This window comes from Parvimonas sp. C2 (genome assembly GCF_035282405.1).
In the GTDB taxonomy this organism is placed as follows: Bacteria; Bacillota; Clostridia; order Tissierellales; family Peptoniphilaceae; genus Parvimonas.
On sequence record NZ_JAYKBP010000001.1, the window covers coordinates 25,281 to 44,877 of the forward strand.

Below are 19,597 nucleotides of genomic sequence, written 5' to 3' on the forward strand. Positions count from 1 at the left end.
GAAATGGGAAAATATTTTGTTTCGTTTTGTGAAGAAAATAATTTATTATGTTATCTTTGTGGTGGTGGAGCAATTGGTAGTTTAAGGCATTCAGGATTTATCCCATGGGATGATGATTTAGATTTTTTTATGCCTAGAGAAGATTACGAAAAATTAGCTTTGCTATGGAATGAAAAAGCTGATACTAAAAGATATTCTCTTGTTAAGGCTAATAAAGATTTAGTTGATCATAATCTTTTTATTACTATTAGAGATAATGAAACAACTGCTGTTAAACCATATCAAAAAGGCTTAAATATAAGTCATGGGATAGCGTTGGATATTTTACCTCTTGATGGTTGTCCTAGTGGTAAAGTGAAACGAAAATTTCAAATAATGTGGGGATTAATTTATTCTCTTTTTTGTGCTCAAGTTTTACCTGAAAAACATGGTGGACTAAAGAAAAAAGTTTCTAAACTATTATTATCAATTTTTAAATCTAAAAAAATTAGATATAAAATTTGGAAGTTCGCAGAAAAAAGAATGACTAAATATAAAATTGATAAATCAGAATATATTACAGAACTTTGTTCTGGTCCATATTATATGAAAAAAGTATATAGAAAAGAGTGGTTTATGGATAAGAAGTATTTTGATTTTGAAGATACGAAAATGCCTATTCCTATTGGTTATGATGGATATTTAAAAACCGCTTTTGGAGATTATATGAAATTACCTCCAAAAGATAAACAGATACCTCATCATGATTTACTATTCTTAGATTTAAAAAATAGCTATACAAATTATGAAAAAATTTGGAAATAAGGTGATTGTTTGAAAAAAAAGAAAGTATTATTTTTTTTGTGGTCCTTTTCCCTTGGGGGAGGAGCAGAAAAAATATTATCAACAATTGTAAATAATCTTGATAGTGAAAAATATGACATTGATATACTCGAGATAGAGCATTTTGATAAAGGTTACGAACCTATTAATGATAATATAAGAATACTAAAATCATGGCAAGATTATAGACAATCTAAGATAAAAAGAGCTATTTTATGGAGAATAAGAAAGTTTTTTCCGAATTTAGTGAGAAAAATAATGGTTAAAGAAAAATATGATATAGAAATTTCATTTACTATAATGAACCCTCCTTTTGAATTTTCAAAGGATAAGAATGTAAAAAAAATTTCCTGGATTCATGGAAGTATTGAAGATTTTATGAAAGATTCTCAAAAGAGAAATAATCATAGAAGGCATTTAGATGTAGTCGATAAAATAATTTCTGTATCGGAAAAAACTAAAGAGTCCATAATTTCAGTTTATCCGGAATACAAAGATAAAGTCATTACAATTTATAATGGATATGATTTTGAAAGTATTTTGGAAAAATCAAATGAGATGACAGATATTAATATTGAAAAAAATTCAATTTGTGTAATTGGAAGAATTGAGAACCTAAAAGGATCATTAGAGGTTTATGAGACAATTAAAAAATTACACAAAAATTTAAATAAAAAGTATCATTTATATTTTTTAGGTACTGGAGAATTGGAAACTTATATAAAAGAATTAGTACAAAGCGACCATTTAGAAGATTATGTTCATTTTTTAGGATATCAAAAAAATCCATATAAATATATCAAAAAAATGGACTTGATGTTTTCAATGTCAAAACAGGAAGGCTTTTCTGGTGCGATAGTTGAAGGATTAGCATTAGGAATTCCTTTCATTTCTACCGATGTTGGAGGAATTAAAGAGCTTTCAAATAACGGTAAATTCGGTGAAATTGTAAATTCTACTGATGATGCTTGTAAATATATTATTGATTATTTTGAAAATAATATATTAATAGATAAATCAGAAATGAAAAATTTTATAACTCAATTTACAATTGCCGAACAAATAAAAAATATAAATGAAATATTAGAATAATGGAGATAATTATATGAATATTACTTTTAAAAGATTTTATTCTTTAATTACAGTATTTTCTTTTATTTTAACTCTGTTACTTGGAATGGGTTATTTATACACAGACAGGTTGGATATATTGCTTTTTACATTATTATCTTTTTTTGTAAGTTTAATAATATTTTGTTTTATAGATATAAAATATTATATAATACATTTATTTTTTTATATAACTATTTTTATATTTCTAGTTTCAAGACCGACAATAGATTATTTGAGAAGTTATAGCTTTAATACTTATCAGAAAGATGCTTATGTTTTTGCTTTTATTATAGTTATGATTTCGCTTTCAGGATTATTTATTGGAGGAGTAATTTCAAAAGCATTATTAAAAATAAAAAATAAAAAAAAATTAGATGTAGATAGTAATAATAAATTAGAAAATTCTATTTGGTTGAAAAATGTGAGAATTGTTTCCTTTTCAGTATATATTTTAACATATCCATTTTATGCTTTAAGGTTAATTGAAAGATTGATATTTAAATTAAATACATCTTATTATATATATTATGCAGAGTTTAAAAGCAAGTTGCCTTACTTTACATATATATTATCAGTTTTTACAGTATATTCAATGTGTGTATATTTAGCATCTAAACCAAATAAAAGAAATGCTACTATAGTTTTAATTAGTAATCTATTTGCAAATGCAATATATCTATTTATTGGAACTAGAAATCCATTTATTTTAAGTTTAATATTTTCTTTTATATATTATTTTATAAGAGGACAGGAAGATATTAAAAATAAATGGATAGGAGTTAAGGAAAAGATATTAATTTTTACAAGTCTTCCTATAATAATTGTGGGCATGGGACTCTTAAACTACGTTAGAGATAATGTTAAAGTTTCTAATTTTAAAATATTTGATATATTTATAGATTTTATCTATAAACAGGGCACGAGTTTTGGTGTTTTAGCTAAAGGATTCTTATATAATAGTAATATTGCTGTAAGAAGTTTTACAAACTTTACTTTTGGACCAATAATTGAATATTTTACTCATGGAAATTTTGGTAAATTATTATTCGATACAAAGCCATTTACAGCTACAACAAATAGCATTGAATTGGCAATAAAAAGTAATAGTTATGCACATAATCTTTCCTATATAGCAATAAAAAGTGATTATTTACAAGGACACGGTTTAGGAAGTAGTTATATAATGGAAAATTTTACAGACTATGGATATTTAGGTGTATTTTTGTTTAGTGTGTTTTTAGGTTTTTTATTTATAAGAATGTTAAATGTTTCTTATAAAAATAAAACTTTGCCATTTGTTTGTACTTTAATAGTATTGAATAATTTATTCTTTATGCCTAGAAGTAGTTTTTCAGAAAGTTTTTCAACATTACTTACATTCCAATTTTGGTTTATAGTGATATTAATTTTCTTAGTTGCAAAATTAATATCGAAGGATAATTCGTATACGATTTATAAAGTAAAGGAGATATAATATGTTTGAAAATTATTCATTTGGAGATTTATTATCCAATATATATAAAAAAAGAATTTTAAATTTAGTAGCATTTCTACTATTAAGTATTGCTTTAATTTTTCCGTTAGTAACTAAAACTATTAACAGAAAAACAGTAACAAAAGAAGGAGTTCAATATTCAACTTATGTAGCATATAAGATCACTGCTCCTGAAAGTGATAATACAAATGCATTGTTTAGTAGAAGAGGATATTCTGATTTTTATGAAAAACTGTTAACTTCTAATCTAAATGGAGCTTTTTTATTTAATGACGTAAGTGATAAAGAATTATCACAAATGGCTAAAGAATTGGATACATCAGCTGTTACTTTAAAAAATTCTAATGCTGATTACTGGGATAAGAAGGTAGTAATAAATTATATTTCTACGAATTTAGGGGTTTCTGTTAAAATTTTAACTCCAAGTAAAGCTGTAAATGATGTTATTGAAAAGAAATTTGATGAATTAATAAATAAATATAAAGCTGTTTATAAAAATGTTACCATTGAAAAGATTGAGTCAAATTATTCTAAAGAGTTAAGCTCTAAAGAAAATGTAAATACTGGATATAGCATGAAAAAATTATTAGTGAAAGTTTTTGCTATTGAAGTGGCTTTAATAATTTTAGTTGCTATTATGAATTTTGTATTGTATATATTTAATCCAACAATTAATAGAGAAGGAGATTATAGAAAATATAATATAAAATTTGTTCAAGAAATAAAAAACAATAATGATTTAGTAGAAGTATTAAAATATAAACTTAATTCAGAAAAAATTGATGAATTGAGTGTAATTAGTTCAAATTCAAAAATTATTAAGAAGTTGAATGATTTAAACATTGATAAAGTAAATGTTTTAAAATCTAATGAATTAAATAATATAATGAATTTAAAAAATGCTATATTTATTGAAGAATATGGAATAACAAGATACTCATCATTCGAAAAATTATTACAAAATCTAAAAAATTATGATAAAAATATTATAGGAGTTTTATCATATAAATTATAAAAATCAAAACCGGCTAATTTTAGCCGGTTTTGTTTTTTTAGATATTAATTACTTTTTCTGCATTGAAAAGAGTTTCATATATAGTGTACATATTACTTATTTCACCAACTAAAAGTTTTTCTTTTAATCCGAAGTAATCAAGACAAGTTCCACAAGAGATTATTTCTACACCCTTATCTTTTAGTTTTTGTAAATCGTCAGTACAAGGAGATCCTTCACAAGTTAGCTTTACACCAGAATTAAAGAAAACTAAAGTTTTAGGTAATTTTTCATATTCACTTGAAGTATAAACAAAACCTTTAATTAATAGTTTTCCTAATTCTTCAGACCCATTTCCCATAAAATCTTTAGAAATTGCAATCACTGTATCTGATGAGTTCTCAATTGAACAAAAAGCAGCAGTTTCTTTTAATTCTGTATCTGTATTTTTTGAAATAAATACATTAAATTCATTATCTGAAATTTTTTCAAATTTAAAATCTAAATTGATACTTTTAGCAAATTTTTCTAAATTTTTAACAGCAGTATCATTGTCAACTATAACTAAAAAATCTTTTTCATCTGTACTTTCAACAGCTTTTTTAGCTAAAATTAAAGGTTGAGGACATGCTAAACCTTTTGCATTAATTTCTTTCATAATTTACCTCCAAAAAATATAATTTATACAATCTAATTATACAATATTAGTATTATTAATACAAGCAATTTAAATTATTAATTTATTGGAATACATTTAGTTATATTTAATTTTAATGAGAAGTAAAGCTTATTAGTAAAAAATTCTAAATTAAATAAAGTACAATATTAAGTAATATTAATTTTTTGCAAAAAATATGTTTAAATTATCTATTCAGGGTATAATAAAACTGAAGGTCAAAGAAAGTCAAATTTATGGAGGAATTTATGGAATATAAAGATTATTATAAAATTTTAGGTTTAAAAAAAAATGCAACTGATGCAGAAATAAAAAAAGAATATAGAAAACTTGCAAAAAAATATCATCCTGATGTTAATCAAAATGATGAGGTGGCAAGTAATAAATTTAAAGAAATCAATGAAGCTTATGAGGTTTTGTCCGATAAGGAAAAAAGAAAACAATATGATATGTTTGGATCAAATTATAATTTTAGTGGTGGAGACAATTTTGATCCAAGAAATTATGGTTTTAGTGCTTCCTATAGCGGAAGTGATATGAGTGGTTTCTCTGATTTCTTTAATATGTTTTTTGGTGGAGGGGGAACATCTTCTTCAAGTTTTAGTGGCTTTTCTGGATTTGATGGTTTTACAAATTCTAGAACATATTCAGGATTTAAAAGACAACCACAAAGGCAAAAATATGAAACAAGTATAAATTTATCAGTTAAGGAAGCATATTCCGGGATTGAAAGAGAACTATATGTTAATATAAATAATTCTCCTAAAAAAATAACTGTAAAAATTCCTAAAGGTATAACTACAGGAAAAAAGGTAAAAGTTAATGGAGATAAATATAATCTTGATGGGGATATTTTTGTGAAAATTAATGTTATAAGTGATGAATATAGACTTGAAAATTTAGATCTAATAAAGACGGTTAGTCTATATCCTTGGGAAGCATATTTTGGAGTTACAAAAGTAATTGAAACTTTAAATGGAAATGTTAGAGTAAAAATTCCTGCAAAGATAGAAAGTATGAAAAAAATAAGAATTTCAAATAAAGGTTATACTGATTTGAAAGGAAAAACAGGAGATTTGTATCTTGAAATTGTGATAAATAATCCTAAGAATTTATCAGGTGAAAAATTAGAATTATATAAGAAATTAATGGAAAATTAATGATATAGTAAAATTTATATTTTATTAAAATTTTAGGTTTTAAAAAGGAGGAGTATTATGAATTTAGAAAAATTTAGTAGTGATGCAATGAAAATTGTAGAAGAATCTCAAAGTTTGGCAATTAAAAATGCAAATGTAGAAATATCTGATGTTCATCTACACAAAGCTTTGATTGATAGTGACAACATAATAATTAAAATTTTAAACATTATGAATGTAAATATAGATAGCTATAGAAATGATGTTAAGCTAGCTTTTGATAATTTGCCTTCACAATATGGCGATTCAAACATTTATCCAAATACTGTTTATCAAAGAATTTTACTTAATTCTGAAGATGAAATAAAAGGAACAGGAGATAGTGCTATTTTACCTGAACATATCTATCTTTCTCTTTTAAAAGAAAAAAATATAAAGTCTTCAGATATTTTTAGAAAGTATAATATAACATACAATTCTTTTAAATATGCTTTAATGGGAATTAAGAATATGAAAAATGAACATAAAGAAGGAAGCACAAGTGAAGAGTTGTTAAAATATGGAAGAAATTTAACTGAAGAAGCAAGAAATGGTAAACTTGATCCTGTTATTGGTAGAGATGAAGAAATAAGACATTCAATTAGAATTTTATCAAGAAGAACAAAAAATAATCCTGTTTTAATAGGTGAACCAGGAGTTGGTAAGACAGCTATCGTAGAAGGATTGGCACAAAGAATTGTAAATAATGATGTTCCAGATGGATTAAAGAACAAGATAATTTTCTCATTAGATATGGGAAGTTTAATAGCTGGAGCAAAATTTAGAGGAGAATTTGAAGAAAGGTTAAAAGCTGTTCTTGAAGAAATCAAAAATTCAGAAGGTGAAATAATTTTATTTATTGATGAAATTCATACTCTAGTTGGTGCCGGGAAAACGGATGGAGCTTTGGATGCATCAAATATGTTAAAACCTATGCTTGCTAGGGGAGAATTGCATACAATAGGAGCAACAACACTAGATGAATATAGAAAATATATTGAAAAAGATGGTGCCTTAGAAAGAAGATTCCAAAAAGTTTTAGTAAAAGAACCTACCGTTGAAGATACAATTTCAATACTTAGGGGAATAAAAGAGAAATATGAAATTCATCATGGAATTAAAATAACCGATTCAGCAGTTATTGCCTGTGTAACTTTAAGTGATAGATATATTACTGACAGATTTTTACCGGATAAGGCTATTGACTTGATGGATGAGGCATCTTCCATGATAAGAACTGAAATTGATTCAATGCCACAAGAAATTGATGATTTAAGAAGAAAAGTTTTACAATTAGAAATAGAAAAGGCTGGTTTAATTAAAGAAACTGATGAAATTAGTAAAAAAAGATTACAAGATTTAGAAGAAGAACTTTCAACTGTGAAAAACAAATACAATGTTGAACTTGCAAGATGGGAAAGTGATAAGAAGGATATAAATGAAATAAAAGCTATAAAAGCAGAAATTGATTCTGTTAGAATAGATATTGAAAAAGCTGAAAGAGAATATGACTTTGAAAAACTTTCAGAATTAAGATATGGAAAGCTTGCAAATTTAGAATTAAAATTAGCTGAACTTAATGAAAAGAAAAAAGAAAAAGAAAGCTATCTAAAAGAAGAAGTTACAGAAGAAACAATAGCAGAAGTAATTTCTAAATGGACAAATATTCCTATTAAAAAATTGGTGGAAGGTGAAAAAGAAAAGCTACTACATCTTGGAGATATTTTGCATAAAAGAGTTGTAGGACAAGATGAAGCTATTGATTTGGTTAGGGATTGTATTTTAAGATCAAGAAGTGGATTGAAAGATGAAAATAAACCTATAGGTTCATTTATATTCTTAGGACCCACAGGGGTTGGGAAAACTGAATTAGCAAAAACATTATGTGAAAGTATGTTTGATAGCGAAAAAAATCTTGTTAGAATAGATATGAGTGAATATATGGAAAAACATTCTGTTTCAAGACTAATAGGAGCTCCTCCTGGATATGTAGGATATGATGAAGGAGGTCAACTTACTGAAAGAGTTAGAAGGAATCCATATTGTGTAATTCTATTTGACGAAATTGAAAAAGCTCATCCTGATGTATTTAATATTCTTTTACAAGTTCTTGATGATGGAAGACTTACTGATAATCAGGGAAGAGTTGTAGACTTTAAAAATACAATTATAATTATGACTTCAAATATAGGTTCAATTTACTTGCTTGATGGAATTGATGAAAATGGTAAGATTACTAAAGAAGCTGAAAATGAAGTTATGAAAGAGTTGAAAAACTCTTTTAGACCTGAATTTTTAAATAGAGTTGATGATATAGTACTATTCAAGCCATTACAAAAAGAAGAACTTTATAAGATAATTGATATGACTATTTCAGAAATTGAAGATAGGTTAAAAGATATTGGAGTAAAAATTAATTTAGACGAAGAATGTAAAAAATTAATTTTAGATTCAACTTATTCATTTAACTATGGAGCTAGAATAATAAAAAGATACATTCAAAAAAATATTGAAACTGAGATTGCTACAAAAATAATTGAAGGAAAAATTACTCCAAATTCAACAATAAATTTTAAAAATATAAATGGAAAAATTTGTATTTCATAAAACTATATGTTATAGATATAAGGAGCTAAGAATAGAAAAATCTTAGCTTTTTTATATTTTAGGTTTAGTAACTAAATTTTAAAAGCATCCTTTTATTTCCTTTAAAAAATAGTAAGAGTTGTAAAATTATTGTGGGAAAGTTCTTATATAGTTAATTTGTTTTTTAGTTTTAATAGTTTAATATAATAATTTTTTTGTTGTAAAACATTATAAATATTTGAAATATAATAGATTTTGTGTTAGAATATAGTCATATATTTAAGTTTAGGAGGCATATTATGGATCAGGTGACTATGCAATTAGTTATGATAGGTGGTTTTATGGTTATTGCTTATTTTCTTATGATTAAACCTCAAAAGAAAAGACAAAAAGCCATAATGGATATGAGAAATAATTTAAAAATAGGAGATAATATAGTTACAATTGGTGGGATTAAAGGTAAGATTGTTGAACTTACTGATACTGACGTTGTAATTGAAACATCTGATGGAACAAAAATAGAATTTATTAAATCTGCTATTCATTCTATCGTTAGCAAATCTGAAGAATCTTCTGAAGAAGATGATGAAGAAGAGGAAGATAGCGAAGAAAATTAATTTTTAATTAAATAGACGGATTTCGTCTATTTTTTTCTTTATAGGTAATATTGAAAGGAGGTATTTATGAAAAAATGGTTTATTAAGTCTGATAATGGATTAACTAAAGAAAATTTCAAAAATAATAATGAATTTTCTTATATAACTTGTCAACTTTTGGCAAACAGAAAAATTGATTATAAAAATGTAAAAAAATTTTTATATCCTGATTATAAATACCTCCATAATCCTTTTTTGATGAAAGATTTAGATACAGCTATTGAAATTATTGTTGATGCTATAGATAATAATTTGCATATACAAATTGTTGGAGATTATGATCAAGACGGTAATTCTGCAACTGTTGTTCTAATGAAGGGAATAGGTTTTTTTACTGATAATATCAGTTTTGCTATTCCACACAGAGTAGAAGATGGTTATGGTATTTCAAAGGGAATTGTAGATAATGCTAAAGAAAATGGCGTTGATTTAATTATAACTTGTGATAATGGAACATCTGCATTTGAAGTTGCGGAATATTGTAATTCTATAAATATTCCAATGATTATAACTGATCATCATCAGGTATGTTTTGATGATGAAAAAAATCAAATTCTTCCTAAAGCAAAAGCAGTAATAAACCCTCATAGGGTAGATTGTGAATATCCATTTAAAGAATTATGTGGCGCCGGAGTTGCATTTAAGTTAATGCAGGCATTATTTGATGAATTAGGTGGAGACGAAAATTATTTGATAGATTTATTACAATTTGTATCTATGGGAACGGTTTGTGATGTTGTTGACCTAGTTGATGAAAATAGATTTTTTGTGAAAAAAGGATTAGAATTATTAAATTCTAGTGATAATATTGGAGTAAATAAATTAAAAAAAGAGAATGAGGTAGGAAAAATAACAGCTACTTCATTAGGATTTAAATTAGGACCTTGTATTAATGCTGCAGGAAGACTAGAGTCTGCAAGCATTGGTGTTAATTTGTTTTTAGAAGAAGATGAAGAGTCTGCTGATAACTATGCTAAGAAATTAGTTGAATTAAATGGTAAAAGAAAAGATTTAACTAACGAAGCATACTCCAGAGTGAATTTAAAAATTAAGGAAAATAAATATTTTGAAGATGATATTATTGTAGTATATGATGAAGAAATTCATGAATCAATTGCTGGAATTGTTGCAGGAAGAATTAAAGATTATTATTATAAACCAACTTTAGTTTTTTCAAAAGCAAAAGAAGAAGGTATTTTAAAAGGAAGTGCTAGGAGCATTGAAGATTATGATATAATTTCAAAACTTAGAGATTTTTCAAATCTTTTTGAAAAATTAGGAGGACATGCTATGGCAGCGGGTTTCTCAATAAAAGAAGAAAATTTAGATATATTGCGAAATGAATTAAATAAGAATTCTAATTTGATTTCAGAAAATTTTATAGAAAAAGTAAAGATTGATTGTTCATTAGATTTTAGATTATTAAATTATAATATTGTGGATGAATTAAAATTATTAGAACCTTATGGAAAAGCAAATCCAGAGCCTCTATTTGGAACTAAAAATGTAGAAATAAAATCTATTTCTATTATAGGAAAAAATAAAAATGTAATAAAATTAATTTTAAGTCAAGATAATGTAGAATTTAGTGGAATTATTTTTACTAATTACGATAAATATATTAAGTATTTTAACGAAAAGTTTAAAACTAATAATATAATATCAGAACAGAATAATATTAAAAATAAATTTGTAGATATTTTATATACTCCTGTAATTAATGAGTATATGCATACAAAATCGATACAATTACTAATAAAAGATATAAGGTAGGAGGTGAGAACAATGTTAGATGAATTATTATCAAAAATTAAAAGCTATAATCCAAATACAGATGTTGAAAGAATTACAAAAGCATATGATTTTACCAAAGAATGTCATGAAGGTCAATTCAGAAATTCCGGAGAACCATATTTTATCCATCCTGTGGCGGTAGCTAATATTTTAGCAGATTTATATATGGATGATGCAACAATTATTGCTGGCCTTATGCATGATATTTTAGAAGATACGGAAGTTACATTTGAAGAGATGGCAGAAATGTTTGATGAAGAAATTGCAAATCTTGTAGATGGAGTTACAAAACTTAAAAAAATTAAGTATCAAAGTAAACAAGAATCACAAGCAGATAATTTGAGAAAAATGCTTTTAGCTATGAATTCAGATATTAGAGTTATAATAATAAAAATTGCAGATAGACTTCATAATATCAGAACTTTGGAATATATGAAAAAAGCTAAGCAATTAGAGAAAGCAAAAGAAACTTTAGAAATTTATGCACCTTTAGCTTATAGACTAGGTATGAGTAATGTTAAATGGGAACTTGAAGATTTATCTTTAAGGTATTTAGAACCTGAAATATATTATGACTTAGCTGAAAGAGTTAAGAAAAAGAGAAGTGAAAGAGAAAAAATTATAAATGATATTATTGAAGAAATAAGTAAGAGTTTAAAAGAACATAGTATTCAAGGAGAAATAAGCGGAAGACCAAAGAGTTTATATAGTATTTATAAGAAAATGTATAAACAAAATAAGAGTTTTGATGAAATTTTTGATTTAACAGCTGTTAGAATTATTGTTCCAACAATTAGTGACTGTTATGCTGTTTTAGGAATAGTTCATTCTAAATGGAAACCAATACCTTCAAGGTTTAAGGACTACATTGCAGTACCAAAACCTAATTTATATCAATCTTTGCACAATACACTTATTAGTAATTCTGGAGATGTATTTGAGGTGCAAATTAGGACTTTTGAAATGCATAAAACCGCAGAATATGGGATTGCTGCACATTGGAAATATAAGGCCGGTGTTGATAGAAGCACAAGTTTTGATGATAAATTAACTTGGCTTAGACAACTTATGGATTGGCAAAGAGAAGTAAATGATAATAGAGAATTTATTACTTCTTTTAAAGAAGACTTTGTTTCTGATGAAGTTTTTGTTTTTTCTCCAAAAGGTGATGTTATCAATTTAATAGCTGGAGCAACACCTATAGATTTTGCTTATAAAGTCCATACAGCAGTTGGGAATAATTGTGTTGGAGCTAAAGTTGACGGGAGAATAGTTCCGTTAAATTATAAGTTAAAAAATGGTAATATAGTAGAAATATTGACCAATCCTAACTCATCAGGGCCTAGTAAGGACTGGCTTAAGATTGTCAAATCTTCTCAAGCTAAGACTAAAATAAAACAATGGTTTAAAAAAGAAAACAAAGCTTTAAATATTGTTCAAGGTAGAGATATGCTTGAAAAAGAAGTTAGGAGATTAGGTTTTACTTATAGTAAGATTTTAAAAGATGATTGGCTTTTACAAATTGCAAAAAGATTGAGCTTTAATACAATTGATGAAATGTATGCTGGAATTGGTTTTGGAAGCATTAATTTAAAACAGATTATACCAAGATTAAAAGAATTTTATAGCGATTATTATCAGGAATCAGCTGATGATATAATTAATCGAGTTAAAAGTGAAAAGTCTGAGAGTAAACTTAATTCTAAAGGAGTTATTGTAAAAGGAATTGATAATATAGAAGTTAGCTTTGCAAAATGCTGTAATCCTCTTCCAGGAGATGAAATAGTGGGGTATATTACAAAAGGTAGAGGAATTTCTATTCATAATTGCAGTTGTACGAATATAAAAAATGTTATAAATCGAGATAGACTTATTGCAGTTGAATGGACCAATACTAAAAATTTATTTTATAAAGTTGAAGTTGCAGTTATTTCTTTAGATCAAGTTGGAGCATTGGCAGATGTAGCTCATATTATTTCAGAATCAAAATTAAATTTAGTAGGTATAACCGCAAAAACCGGAAAAGACAAAACTTTTATTACTAATATTATAGTTGAAATAAAAAATATTGATGAACTTGATAGGTTAATAAATAAAATTAAATCTTTAAAAGGTATACTTGATGTATATAGGGTGAGAGCATAATGAGAGCTATATTACAGAGAGTTAATTTTGCAAGTGTAGAAGTTGATAAAAAGGAAGTATCCAGAATTAGTAAGGGACTACTTCTTTTTGTTGGCTTTGGAAAAGAAGATACTGATTATGATTTAAAGTATATTTTTAAAAAAATTATAAATCTTAGAATTTTTGAAGACCAAAATTCTAAAATGAATCTATCAGTTTTAGATAAAGGGTATGAAATTTTGATTGTTTCACAATTTACTTTATATGGTGATTGTAGAAAAGGTAATAGACCTAGTTTTGATAGTAGTTTATCTGTTTTTGAAGCTAAGAAAAAATATGAAGAATTTTTGAAATTATTTTATGATAATGATATTGCAATTAAGACAGGAATATTTCAAGCTGATATGAAAATATTGCTTGAAAATAACGGACCTGTTACAATTCAGTTGGATTCCGAGAAAAGTTATTAGGAGATAATTATGAATATAAAAAGAATAGTTGTTGGAGTATATGCAGTAAACTGCTATATCGTTTATAATGATAATAAAAATGGATTTATAGTTGATCCAGGTGGAGATAGTGATGATATTATTAAATTTATTGATGAAGAGAAAATAAAATTAAAATTTATATTGCTTACTCATGGCCATGCAGACCACATTGGGGCTGTAAAAATCATAAAAGAAAAATATAATTTATCTATTTATGCTAGTATAAAAGAAAAAGATTTATTAAAAGATCCTATTATAAATTTATCAAAATCAATTCCACCTTTTAAAGATATAGAATTAATAGCAGATAGATGGCTTTATGATGAAGAAGTAATTGATTTTTATGGGGAAAAACTTTATATAATGGAAACACCTGGACATACAATTGGAAGTATTTGTATTTGTATGGATGGTGTTGTGTTTTCAGGAGATACATTATTTAGAATGAGTATAGGGAGAAGTGATTTACCTACGGGAAGTTTTGATGAAATAATTAATTCTGTAAAAAAATTATATAATTTAAAAAAGGATTATAGAATATTGCCAGGTCACGGTGCAGAGAGTAATTTGCAATTTGAAAGAGAAAATAATCCGTTTATGAAAAATATGTAAAGATAGTGGGAGATACAATAAATGTATGATATTATAGTGATAGGTTGTGGAGTAATAGGTGCAAGTGTTGCTTATGAATTATCTAAGTATAATTTAAAAGTCTTAGTATTAGAAAAAGAAATTGATGTTGCTGATGGAACTACAAAGGCAAATAGTGGAATTTTACATTCAGGCTATGATCCTGAACCTGGAACATTAATGGCAAGGTTAAATGTAGAAGGTTCAAAAAGAATTAAAGAATTGGTAAAAAAATTAGATGTTCAATATAATGAATGTGGTTCATTAGTTTTAGCTTTTAATGAAGAAGATGAAAAAACTTTAGAAAAATTGTTAGATAATGGTATTAAAAATGGTGTTGAAAATCTGAGAATTATCAATAAAGAAGAAATTGAAAAAATAGAACCAAATATCAATAAAACTGTAACTAAAGCACTATTTTCACCAGGTGCAGGAGTAATAGATCCTTGGGAATTATGTATAGCAATGTCTCAAGTTGCTGTTTCAAATGGAGTTGAAATAAAATTAAATAGTGAAGTTGTAGATATTATAAAAGAAGATGAAAAGTTCATAGTAAAAACTAAAGATAATACATATACATCCAAATATATAGTAAATGCAGCAGGAGTAAATTCAGATAAAGTTCATAATATGGTTTGTGAAAAGGAATTTGAAATAACACCATCTAGAGGTCAATATTTTATATTAGATAAAAGTCAAAAAGATCTTGTTAAACATGTACTATTTCAATGTCCATCTAAAGCGGGTAAGGGAGTTTTAATTGCTCCTACATCACATAATAATATTATAATCGGTCCCAATGCTGAAAGCAATTCAGAAATTTTTGATAAATCAACAACTTTTGAGGGATTAAATGAGGTAAAAGAAAAAGTTTCAAAAACCATTTCTAATATTCCTTACTGGGAAAACATTAATAATTTTTCAGGGTTAAGGGCTAATAGTACAGAACCTGATTTTATAATTAGGGAAGCAAAAAGCTGTAAAAATTTTGTTGACTTAGCTGGAATAAAATCTCCAGGCTTAGCTTCTTGTGCTGCTATTGGATTAATGTGTTTAGATATTTTAAAGGATATTGGTGTAGTTTTTGTAGAAAAAGAAAATTATATTGATAGCAGAAAAATTATAAGAATAAAACATCTATCTCCTGAAGAAAGAGCAGAAAAAATTAAAGAAAATCCTCTTTATGGGAATATAATTTGTAGATGTATAACTGTTTCTGAGGGAGAAATTATAGATTCATTAAATATGCCTTTACCTCCAAGAACACTTGGTGCTGTTAAAAAAAGGACAGGAGCCGGTATGGGACGTTGTTTAGGTGGTTTTTGTGGTCCAAAAGTATTAGATATAATTTCAAGAGAATTAAATATTCTACCGGAAGAAGTTTATAATACTAATTTTGGAAGTTATATTATAACTGGAAAAACAAAAGAAGGGGAGTAAAGTACCTAATATGGAAAATTATGATTTAGTTGTTATTGGCGGAGGTCCTGCAGGGCTAGCTGCTGCTTGTGAGGCCAAGAAAAATGGAATAGATAAAGTATTGATTTTAGAAAGAGATAAAGAGGCTGGTGGAATTTTAAATCAATGTATTCATAACGGATTTGGATTACATTATTTTAAAGAAGAATTAACAGGACCAGAATATGCTCAAAGATTTATTGATTTAGCAAGAGAATATAATGTTGAAATAAGATTAAATTCAATGGTATTAGATTTTGATGAAAACAAAATTATTCATGCAATAAGCAAGGATTATGGCTATCAAATAATACAAACAAAAGCAATTGTACTTGCAATGGGATGTAGAGAAAGAACGAGAGGAGCAATTTCTATACCTGGAGATAGACCTTCTGGAGTATTAACTGCAGGTTCTGCTCAAATGTATGTTAATATGCAAGGCCTTATGTGTGGTAAAAAGATTGTTATTTTAGGTTCAGGAGATATTGGATTAATAATGGCAAGAAGATTATCTTTGGAAGGGGCTGAAGTTATAGCTTGTGTAGAACTTATGCCTTATTCGAATGGTCTTGCAAGAAATATAGTCCAATGTTTATATGATTATAACATCCCATTGTTACTTTCTCATACTGTTACCAACATCATTGGAAAAGATAGACTTGAAAAAGTTGTTATAAGTAAAGTTGATGGGAATAAAATTCCTATAAAAGGTACTGAAATAGAATTAGAATGTGATACATTATTACTTTCTGTAGGCTTAATTCCAGAAAATGAAATTACTCGAGAAATTGGCATCGAAATAGATGGAAGAACTAAAGGAGCTTTTGTTTTTGAAAATATGGAAACAAGTATGGATGGAGTTTTTGCATGTGGTAATGTATGCCATGTTCATGATTTAGTAGATTTTGTTACAGGAGAAAGTCAAAAAGCCGGTAGAGCAGCTGCAAAATACATTTTTGATAATAATTTATTTGAAAGTAGAAAGATTGAGATTTTAAATGGAGATGGAATTTTTTATACAGTTCCTCAAACTATAAGAGTTGAAAATATGGAAAATAGATTAGAAATATTTTTTAGAGTAAAAAGTGTTGAAAAAAATATTTTGATTAAAGTTGCTGATGAGAATGGAAAAATTATAAAAAAATTTAAGAGATCGCATGTTGCACCAGCTGAAATGGAAAAAATTGCTTTAACAAAAAAACAAATAGAGTTTGTAAGTACGGATAAGATAATTATATCTATGGAAAAAGGAGATAATTAACTATGAAAGATATGGTATGTATTGTTTGTCCTGTTGGATGTCGAATATCAGTTGATGAAGAAAATAATTATAAAGTAATAGGAAATAAATGTCCAAAGGGGTCAAATTATGGAAAAAAAGAATTGACTTTTCCAACTAGAACTATAACTTCCACTGTAAAGATAAAAAATGCCATTCATAATAGATTACCAGTAAAAACTTCACAAGAAATTCCAAAAAATATGATTTTTGATATTATGAGAGAATTAAATAAGATTGAAGTTGTTTCTCCGATAAAAGTTGGCGATATTATTTTGGAAAACGTATTAAATACTGGTGCAAATATCATTGCAAGTAGAGATATGTGATTTATTATAAGGGTATTAAATATTACAGATTTTTATATAGATTGATTTCAGACTAGAAAGGTGATTAAATGAAAAAGATATATATTATAGGCTTAGTTATAATTTTAATAGGAGGTGTTTTTATGGCTTTTAGTTTAAATGGAAACGGATCAAAACACAAGGAAGAATTTAGAGAAAGACAAGATAGAATTGCCCTATATTTTGTAAATAATTATGAATTAGCAAATGGTGAAGAAATAAAAGAAATAAAAATTACAAGTTTCAGAAAAGATCTCATGACAGGGTATTGGCATTGTATCCTTTTAATAAATGGAAAATATTATGCTGATATTTCAGAAAACTACGAAGAAAAAAACATTCTAGGTGCTAGTTATCAAAGTGATGAATTTAAAAGAATAAAACCTCAAAAAAACAATACTAAATTAGAAGCAAAAATAGAATATGTTGAGGATTAGTTTATGAGTGATACAAAGATTACAGATTTTGATTATAACATAATTTCAGATGAAGTTTACAGAGTTAGAAAAAATAAACCAGGTAATGATAAACCACGAAAAAAAGGAGATTTAATTGAAAAATCTAATAAAGATTTCAAAGTCTTAGAAGTACTAGACCATAAAAACGGAATGCAAGCAATGGCAGTTGCTCCAATTATAAATGGAAAAGTGGATACAAAGCATATTGTAATAGCTTATGCAGGAACTGATGAATGGAATGATATCTTAACAGATATTCAAACGATTTACCTTGGAAGTACAAAGTATAAGCTGTCTAGTGAGAGCAACCGTCTTTTGTCGCTAGACTTAAAAATATCTAAAGCTCAATCAAATACAGCATTAGAATTTGCAGATAAAATAAGAGCAGAATATCCAGATTCTATAATAACTACAACGGGGCATTCATTAGGTCAATCTCTAGCTATGTATGTTGCTTTAAAAATGAGATTTAATAATACAGGATTTAACGGACCGGATATACATAAGATGATATATGGAGACGAGATAGAATATATGAGAGAACATCCTGAGCAATTTATGAATTATAGAAATAATCGTGATCTTATAGGAAATATTACAGGAAACGAAACACAAACAGCAATATATTTAGATTATGGCAGTGGATTTATACCTCATAGTTTATCGAATTGGAAATTTAATGAAGAAGGAGAACTTATAAACAAAGAAGGAGAAGTAGCAGAAAAACATCTAAAAATAAAACAAGAAATGTTTAGTGAACTAGAAAATCTAAAAAGTTTTAAAGAAAATTTAGCACAAGGAGGCTATACAAAGAACGAGGAAATATTTTTAGATAGTGAACAAGCAAGAATAATATCAAAAGGTGTAAAAGAAATATCGACAACAGCATATGAAAATATAAAAAATATAAGAGATAAAGCAGTTGCAGGAGCAGAAGAAATATGGGATAGTACATTAGAAGTCCCGTTTGGATTTATTTTATCACCACAAGAAGTAAGGGCAGCATATATGGAAGGTGGAGTAACTTATGATACTACAGTAGGACAAACAAAAAGAGAGCTTGATCCAAAAGTAGAAAAGGCAAAAGAAATAAATGAAAATTTTATAGAGTTAGATGAAAAGGTAAATAAAACTATTGATGAAATGCTGGAAAAAGATGAAGAATTAAAAAAGGATTTTGATTTATGGACGAAAGAGATATAGATTTCAAAAAGAAAAATTACAGGAAGAATTTAGTATGAATAATTTATCAGACTTAATTTAACGAGAGCTGACTACAAAAGTCCGCTCTTTATTAAATTTGATAAAAATAAAAATTACAGATTTAATTTATGTGTATTTTTTTATGCCTTTTATCTCACGTTAATTACATCACAACAAAAAATAGGTGATTTAAATTAGGATTAGTTGAAAATTTAAAAAAAATATGTTATAATAATTAAAAATATTCTTTCTAAACAAAGAGTGGGGCATCCCACTCTTTCGTTTTAGTTTAA

Annotated in this window: 17 protein-coding genes; 16 read left to right on the forward strand and 1 reads right to left on the reverse strand. The window is 26.5% G+C overall.

Translation table 11 applies throughout. From position 1 onward, the window contains the following. Positions 1 to 3: 3 nt before the first annotated feature. From VJI95_RS00120 to VJI95_RS00135, 4 genes are read left to right on the forward strand one after another with little or no spacing between them, the layout of a single operon-like run. Positions 4 to 804, forward strand: a complete 801-nt coding sequence (locus VJI95_RS00120; RefSeq protein WP_324009815.1) for a LicD family protein — start codon at positions 4 to 6, stop codon at positions 802 to 804. A gap of 9 nt (positions 805 to 813) precedes the next feature. Then, positions 814 to 1,914: a glycosyltransferase gene (locus VJI95_RS00125; protein WP_323998619.1), complete on the forward strand. Its 1,101-nt coding sequence runs from the start codon at positions 814 to 816 to the stop codon at positions 1,912 to 1,914. 13 nt (positions 1,915 to 1,927) lie between these two features. After that, a complete protein-coding gene (locus VJI95_RS00130) occupies positions 1,928 to 3,409 on the forward strand; it encodes an O-antigen polysaccharide polymerase Wzy family protein (RefSeq protein WP_324009816.1) in 1,482 nt (493 codons plus the stop codon). Between the two features lies 1 nt (position 3,410). Next, a complete protein-coding gene (locus VJI95_RS00135) occupies positions 3,411 to 4,445 on the forward strand; it encodes a hypothetical protein (RefSeq protein WP_324009817.1) in 1,035 nt (344 codons plus the stop codon). Between the two features lie 37 nt (positions 4,446 to 4,482). Here the strand turns inward: VJI95_RS00135 and yedF are convergent, their stop codons facing one another. Then, on the reverse strand, positions 4,483 to 5,082 hold the full coding sequence (gene yedF / locus VJI95_RS00140; protein WP_324009818.1) for a sulfurtransferase-like selenium metabolism protein YedF: 600 nt from the start codon (positions 5,080 to 5,082) through the stop codon (positions 4,483 to 4,485). Between the two features lie 266 nt (positions 5,083 to 5,348). On the opposite strand from yedF, the gene VJI95_RS00145 reads away from it, so the two are divergent. From VJI95_RS00145 to VJI95_RS00200, 12 genes are all read left to right on the forward strand, one after another. After that, entirely contained in the window at positions 5,349 to 6,260 is a 912-nt protein-coding gene (locus VJI95_RS00145) for a DnaJ domain-containing protein (RefSeq protein WP_324009819.1), read from the forward strand. Between the two features lie 57 nt (positions 6,261 to 6,317). After that, positions 6,318 to 8,885, forward strand: a complete 2,568-nt coding sequence (locus tag VJI95_RS00150; RefSeq protein WP_324009820.1) for an ATP-dependent Clp protease ATP-binding subunit — start codon at positions 6,318 to 6,320, stop codon at positions 8,883 to 8,885. Positions 8,886 to 9,163: 278 nt separating this feature from the next. After that, the gene (yajC, locus tag VJI95_RS00155; protein ID WP_324009821.1) at positions 9,164 to 9,481 is read left to right on the forward strand and encodes a preprotein translocase subunit YajC; all 318 of its coding nucleotides are present in this window, start codon (positions 9,164 to 9,166) and stop codon (positions 9,479 to 9,481) included. A gap of 66 nt (positions 9,482 to 9,547) precedes the next feature. Next, on the forward strand, positions 9,548 to 11,293 hold the full coding sequence (gene recJ, locus VJI95_RS00160) for a single-stranded-DNA-specific exonuclease RecJ (RefSeq protein WP_324009822.1): 1,746 nt from the start codon (positions 9,548 to 9,550) through the stop codon (positions 11,291 to 11,293). Between the two features lie 12 nt (positions 11,294 to 11,305). After that, on the forward strand, positions 11,306 to 13,459 hold the full coding sequence (locus VJI95_RS00165) for a RelA/SpoT family protein (protein ID WP_324009823.1): 2,154 nt from the start codon (positions 11,306 to 11,308) through the stop codon (positions 13,457 to 13,459). Further along, positions 13,459 to 13,908, forward strand: coding sequence for a D-aminoacyl-tRNA deacylase (gene dtd, locus VJI95_RS00170; protein WP_323998633.1), 450 nt, complete (start codon positions 13,459 to 13,461; stop codon positions 13,906 to 13,908). The genes VJI95_RS00165 and dtd overlap by 1 nt, the downstream gene beginning before the upstream one ends. Before the next feature lie 9 nt (positions 13,909 to 13,917). Next, entirely contained in the window at positions 13,918 to 14,541 is a 624-nt protein-coding gene (locus VJI95_RS00175; RefSeq protein WP_324009824.1) for an MBL fold metallo-hydrolase, read from the forward strand. A 21-nt stretch (positions 14,542 to 14,562) separates the two neighbouring features. Further along, positions 14,563 to 15,999, forward strand: a complete 1,437-nt coding sequence (locus tag VJI95_RS00180) for an NAD(P)/FAD-dependent oxidoreductase (protein ID WP_324009825.1) — start codon at positions 14,563 to 14,565, stop codon at positions 15,997 to 15,999. Between the two features lie 10 nt (positions 16,000 to 16,009). Next, a complete protein-coding gene (locus VJI95_RS00185; RefSeq protein WP_324009826.1) occupies positions 16,010 to 17,278 on the forward strand; it encodes an NAD(P)/FAD-dependent oxidoreductase in 1,269 nt (422 codons plus the stop codon). Positions 17,279 to 17,280: 2 nt separating this feature from the next. Beyond that, positions 17,281 to 17,625 carry a DUF1667 domain-containing protein gene (locus tag VJI95_RS00190; RefSeq protein WP_324009827.1) on the forward strand — a complete coding sequence of 115 codons (345 nt, stop codon included), beginning with the start codon at positions 17,281 to 17,283 and terminating at the stop codon, positions 17,623 to 17,625. 122 nt (positions 17,626 to 17,747) lie between these two features. Next, positions 17,748 to 18,080, forward strand: a complete 333-nt coding sequence (locus VJI95_RS00195) for a hypothetical protein (protein ID WP_324009828.1) — start codon at positions 17,748 to 17,750, stop codon at positions 18,078 to 18,080. 3 nt (positions 18,081 to 18,083) lie between these two features. Beyond that, entirely contained in the window at positions 18,084 to 19,304 is a 1,221-nt protein-coding gene (locus VJI95_RS00200; protein WP_324009829.1) for an Mbeg1-like protein, read from the forward strand. The last annotated feature ends 293 nt before the right edge of the window (positions 19,305 to 19,597 follow it).

Excerpts from the sequence above, each read along its gene's own strand:
- VJI95_RS00120 (WP_324009815.1), top strand. The coding sequence starts at position 4 with ATGGGAAAATATTTTGTTTCGTTTTGTGAAGAAAATAATTTATTATGT.
- VJI95_RS00130 (WP_324009816.1), top strand. The coding sequence starts at position 1,928 with ATGAATATTACTTTTAAAAGATTTTATTCTTTAATTACAGTATTTTCT.
- VJI95_RS00135 (WP_324009817.1), top strand. The coding sequence starts at position 3,411 with ATGTTTGAAAATTATTCATTTGGAGATTTATTATCCAATATATATAAA.
- yedF (WP_324009818.1), bottom strand. The coding sequence starts at position 5,082 with ATGAAAGAAATTAATGCAAAAGGTTTAGCATGTCCTCAACCTTTAATT.
- VJI95_RS00145 (WP_324009819.1), top strand. The coding sequence starts at position 5,349 with ATGGAATATAAAGATTATTATAAAATTTTAGGTTTAAAAAAAAATGCA.
- VJI95_RS00150 (WP_324009820.1), top strand. The coding sequence starts at position 6,318 with ATGAATTTAGAAAAATTTAGTAGTGATGCAATGAAAATTGTAGAAGAA.
- yajC (WP_324009821.1), top strand. The coding sequence starts at position 9,164 with ATGGATCAGGTGACTATGCAATTAGTTATGATAGGTGGTTTTATGGTT.
- recJ (WP_324009822.1), top strand. The coding sequence starts at position 9,548 with ATGAAAAAATGGTTTATTAAGTCTGATAATGGATTAACTAAAGAAAAT.
- VJI95_RS00165 (WP_324009823.1), top strand. The coding sequence starts at position 11,306 with ATGTTAGATGAATTATTATCAAAAATTAAAAGCTATAATCCAAATACA.
- dtd (WP_323998633.1), top strand. The coding sequence starts at position 13,459 with ATGAGAGCTATATTACAGAGAGTTAATTTTGCAAGTGTAGAAGTTGAT.
- VJI95_RS00175 (WP_324009824.1), top strand. The coding sequence starts at position 13,918 with ATGAATATAAAAAGAATAGTTGTTGGAGTATATGCAGTAAACTGCTAT.
- VJI95_RS00180 (WP_324009825.1), top strand. The coding sequence starts at position 14,563 with ATGTATGATATTATAGTGATAGGTTGTGGAGTAATAGGTGCAAGTGTT.
- VJI95_RS00185 (WP_324009826.1), top strand. The coding sequence starts at position 16,010 with ATGGAAAATTATGATTTAGTTGTTATTGGCGGAGGTCCTGCAGGGCTA.
- VJI95_RS00190 (WP_324009827.1), top strand. The coding sequence starts at position 17,281 with ATGAAAGATATGGTATGTATTGTTTGTCCTGTTGGATGTCGAATATCA.
- VJI95_RS00195 (WP_324009828.1), top strand. The coding sequence starts at position 17,748 with ATGGCTTTTAGTTTAAATGGAAACGGATCAAAACACAAGGAAGAATTT.
- VJI95_RS00200 (WP_324009829.1), top strand. The coding sequence starts at position 18,084 with ATGAGTGATACAAAGATTACAGATTTTGATTATAACATAATTTCAGAT.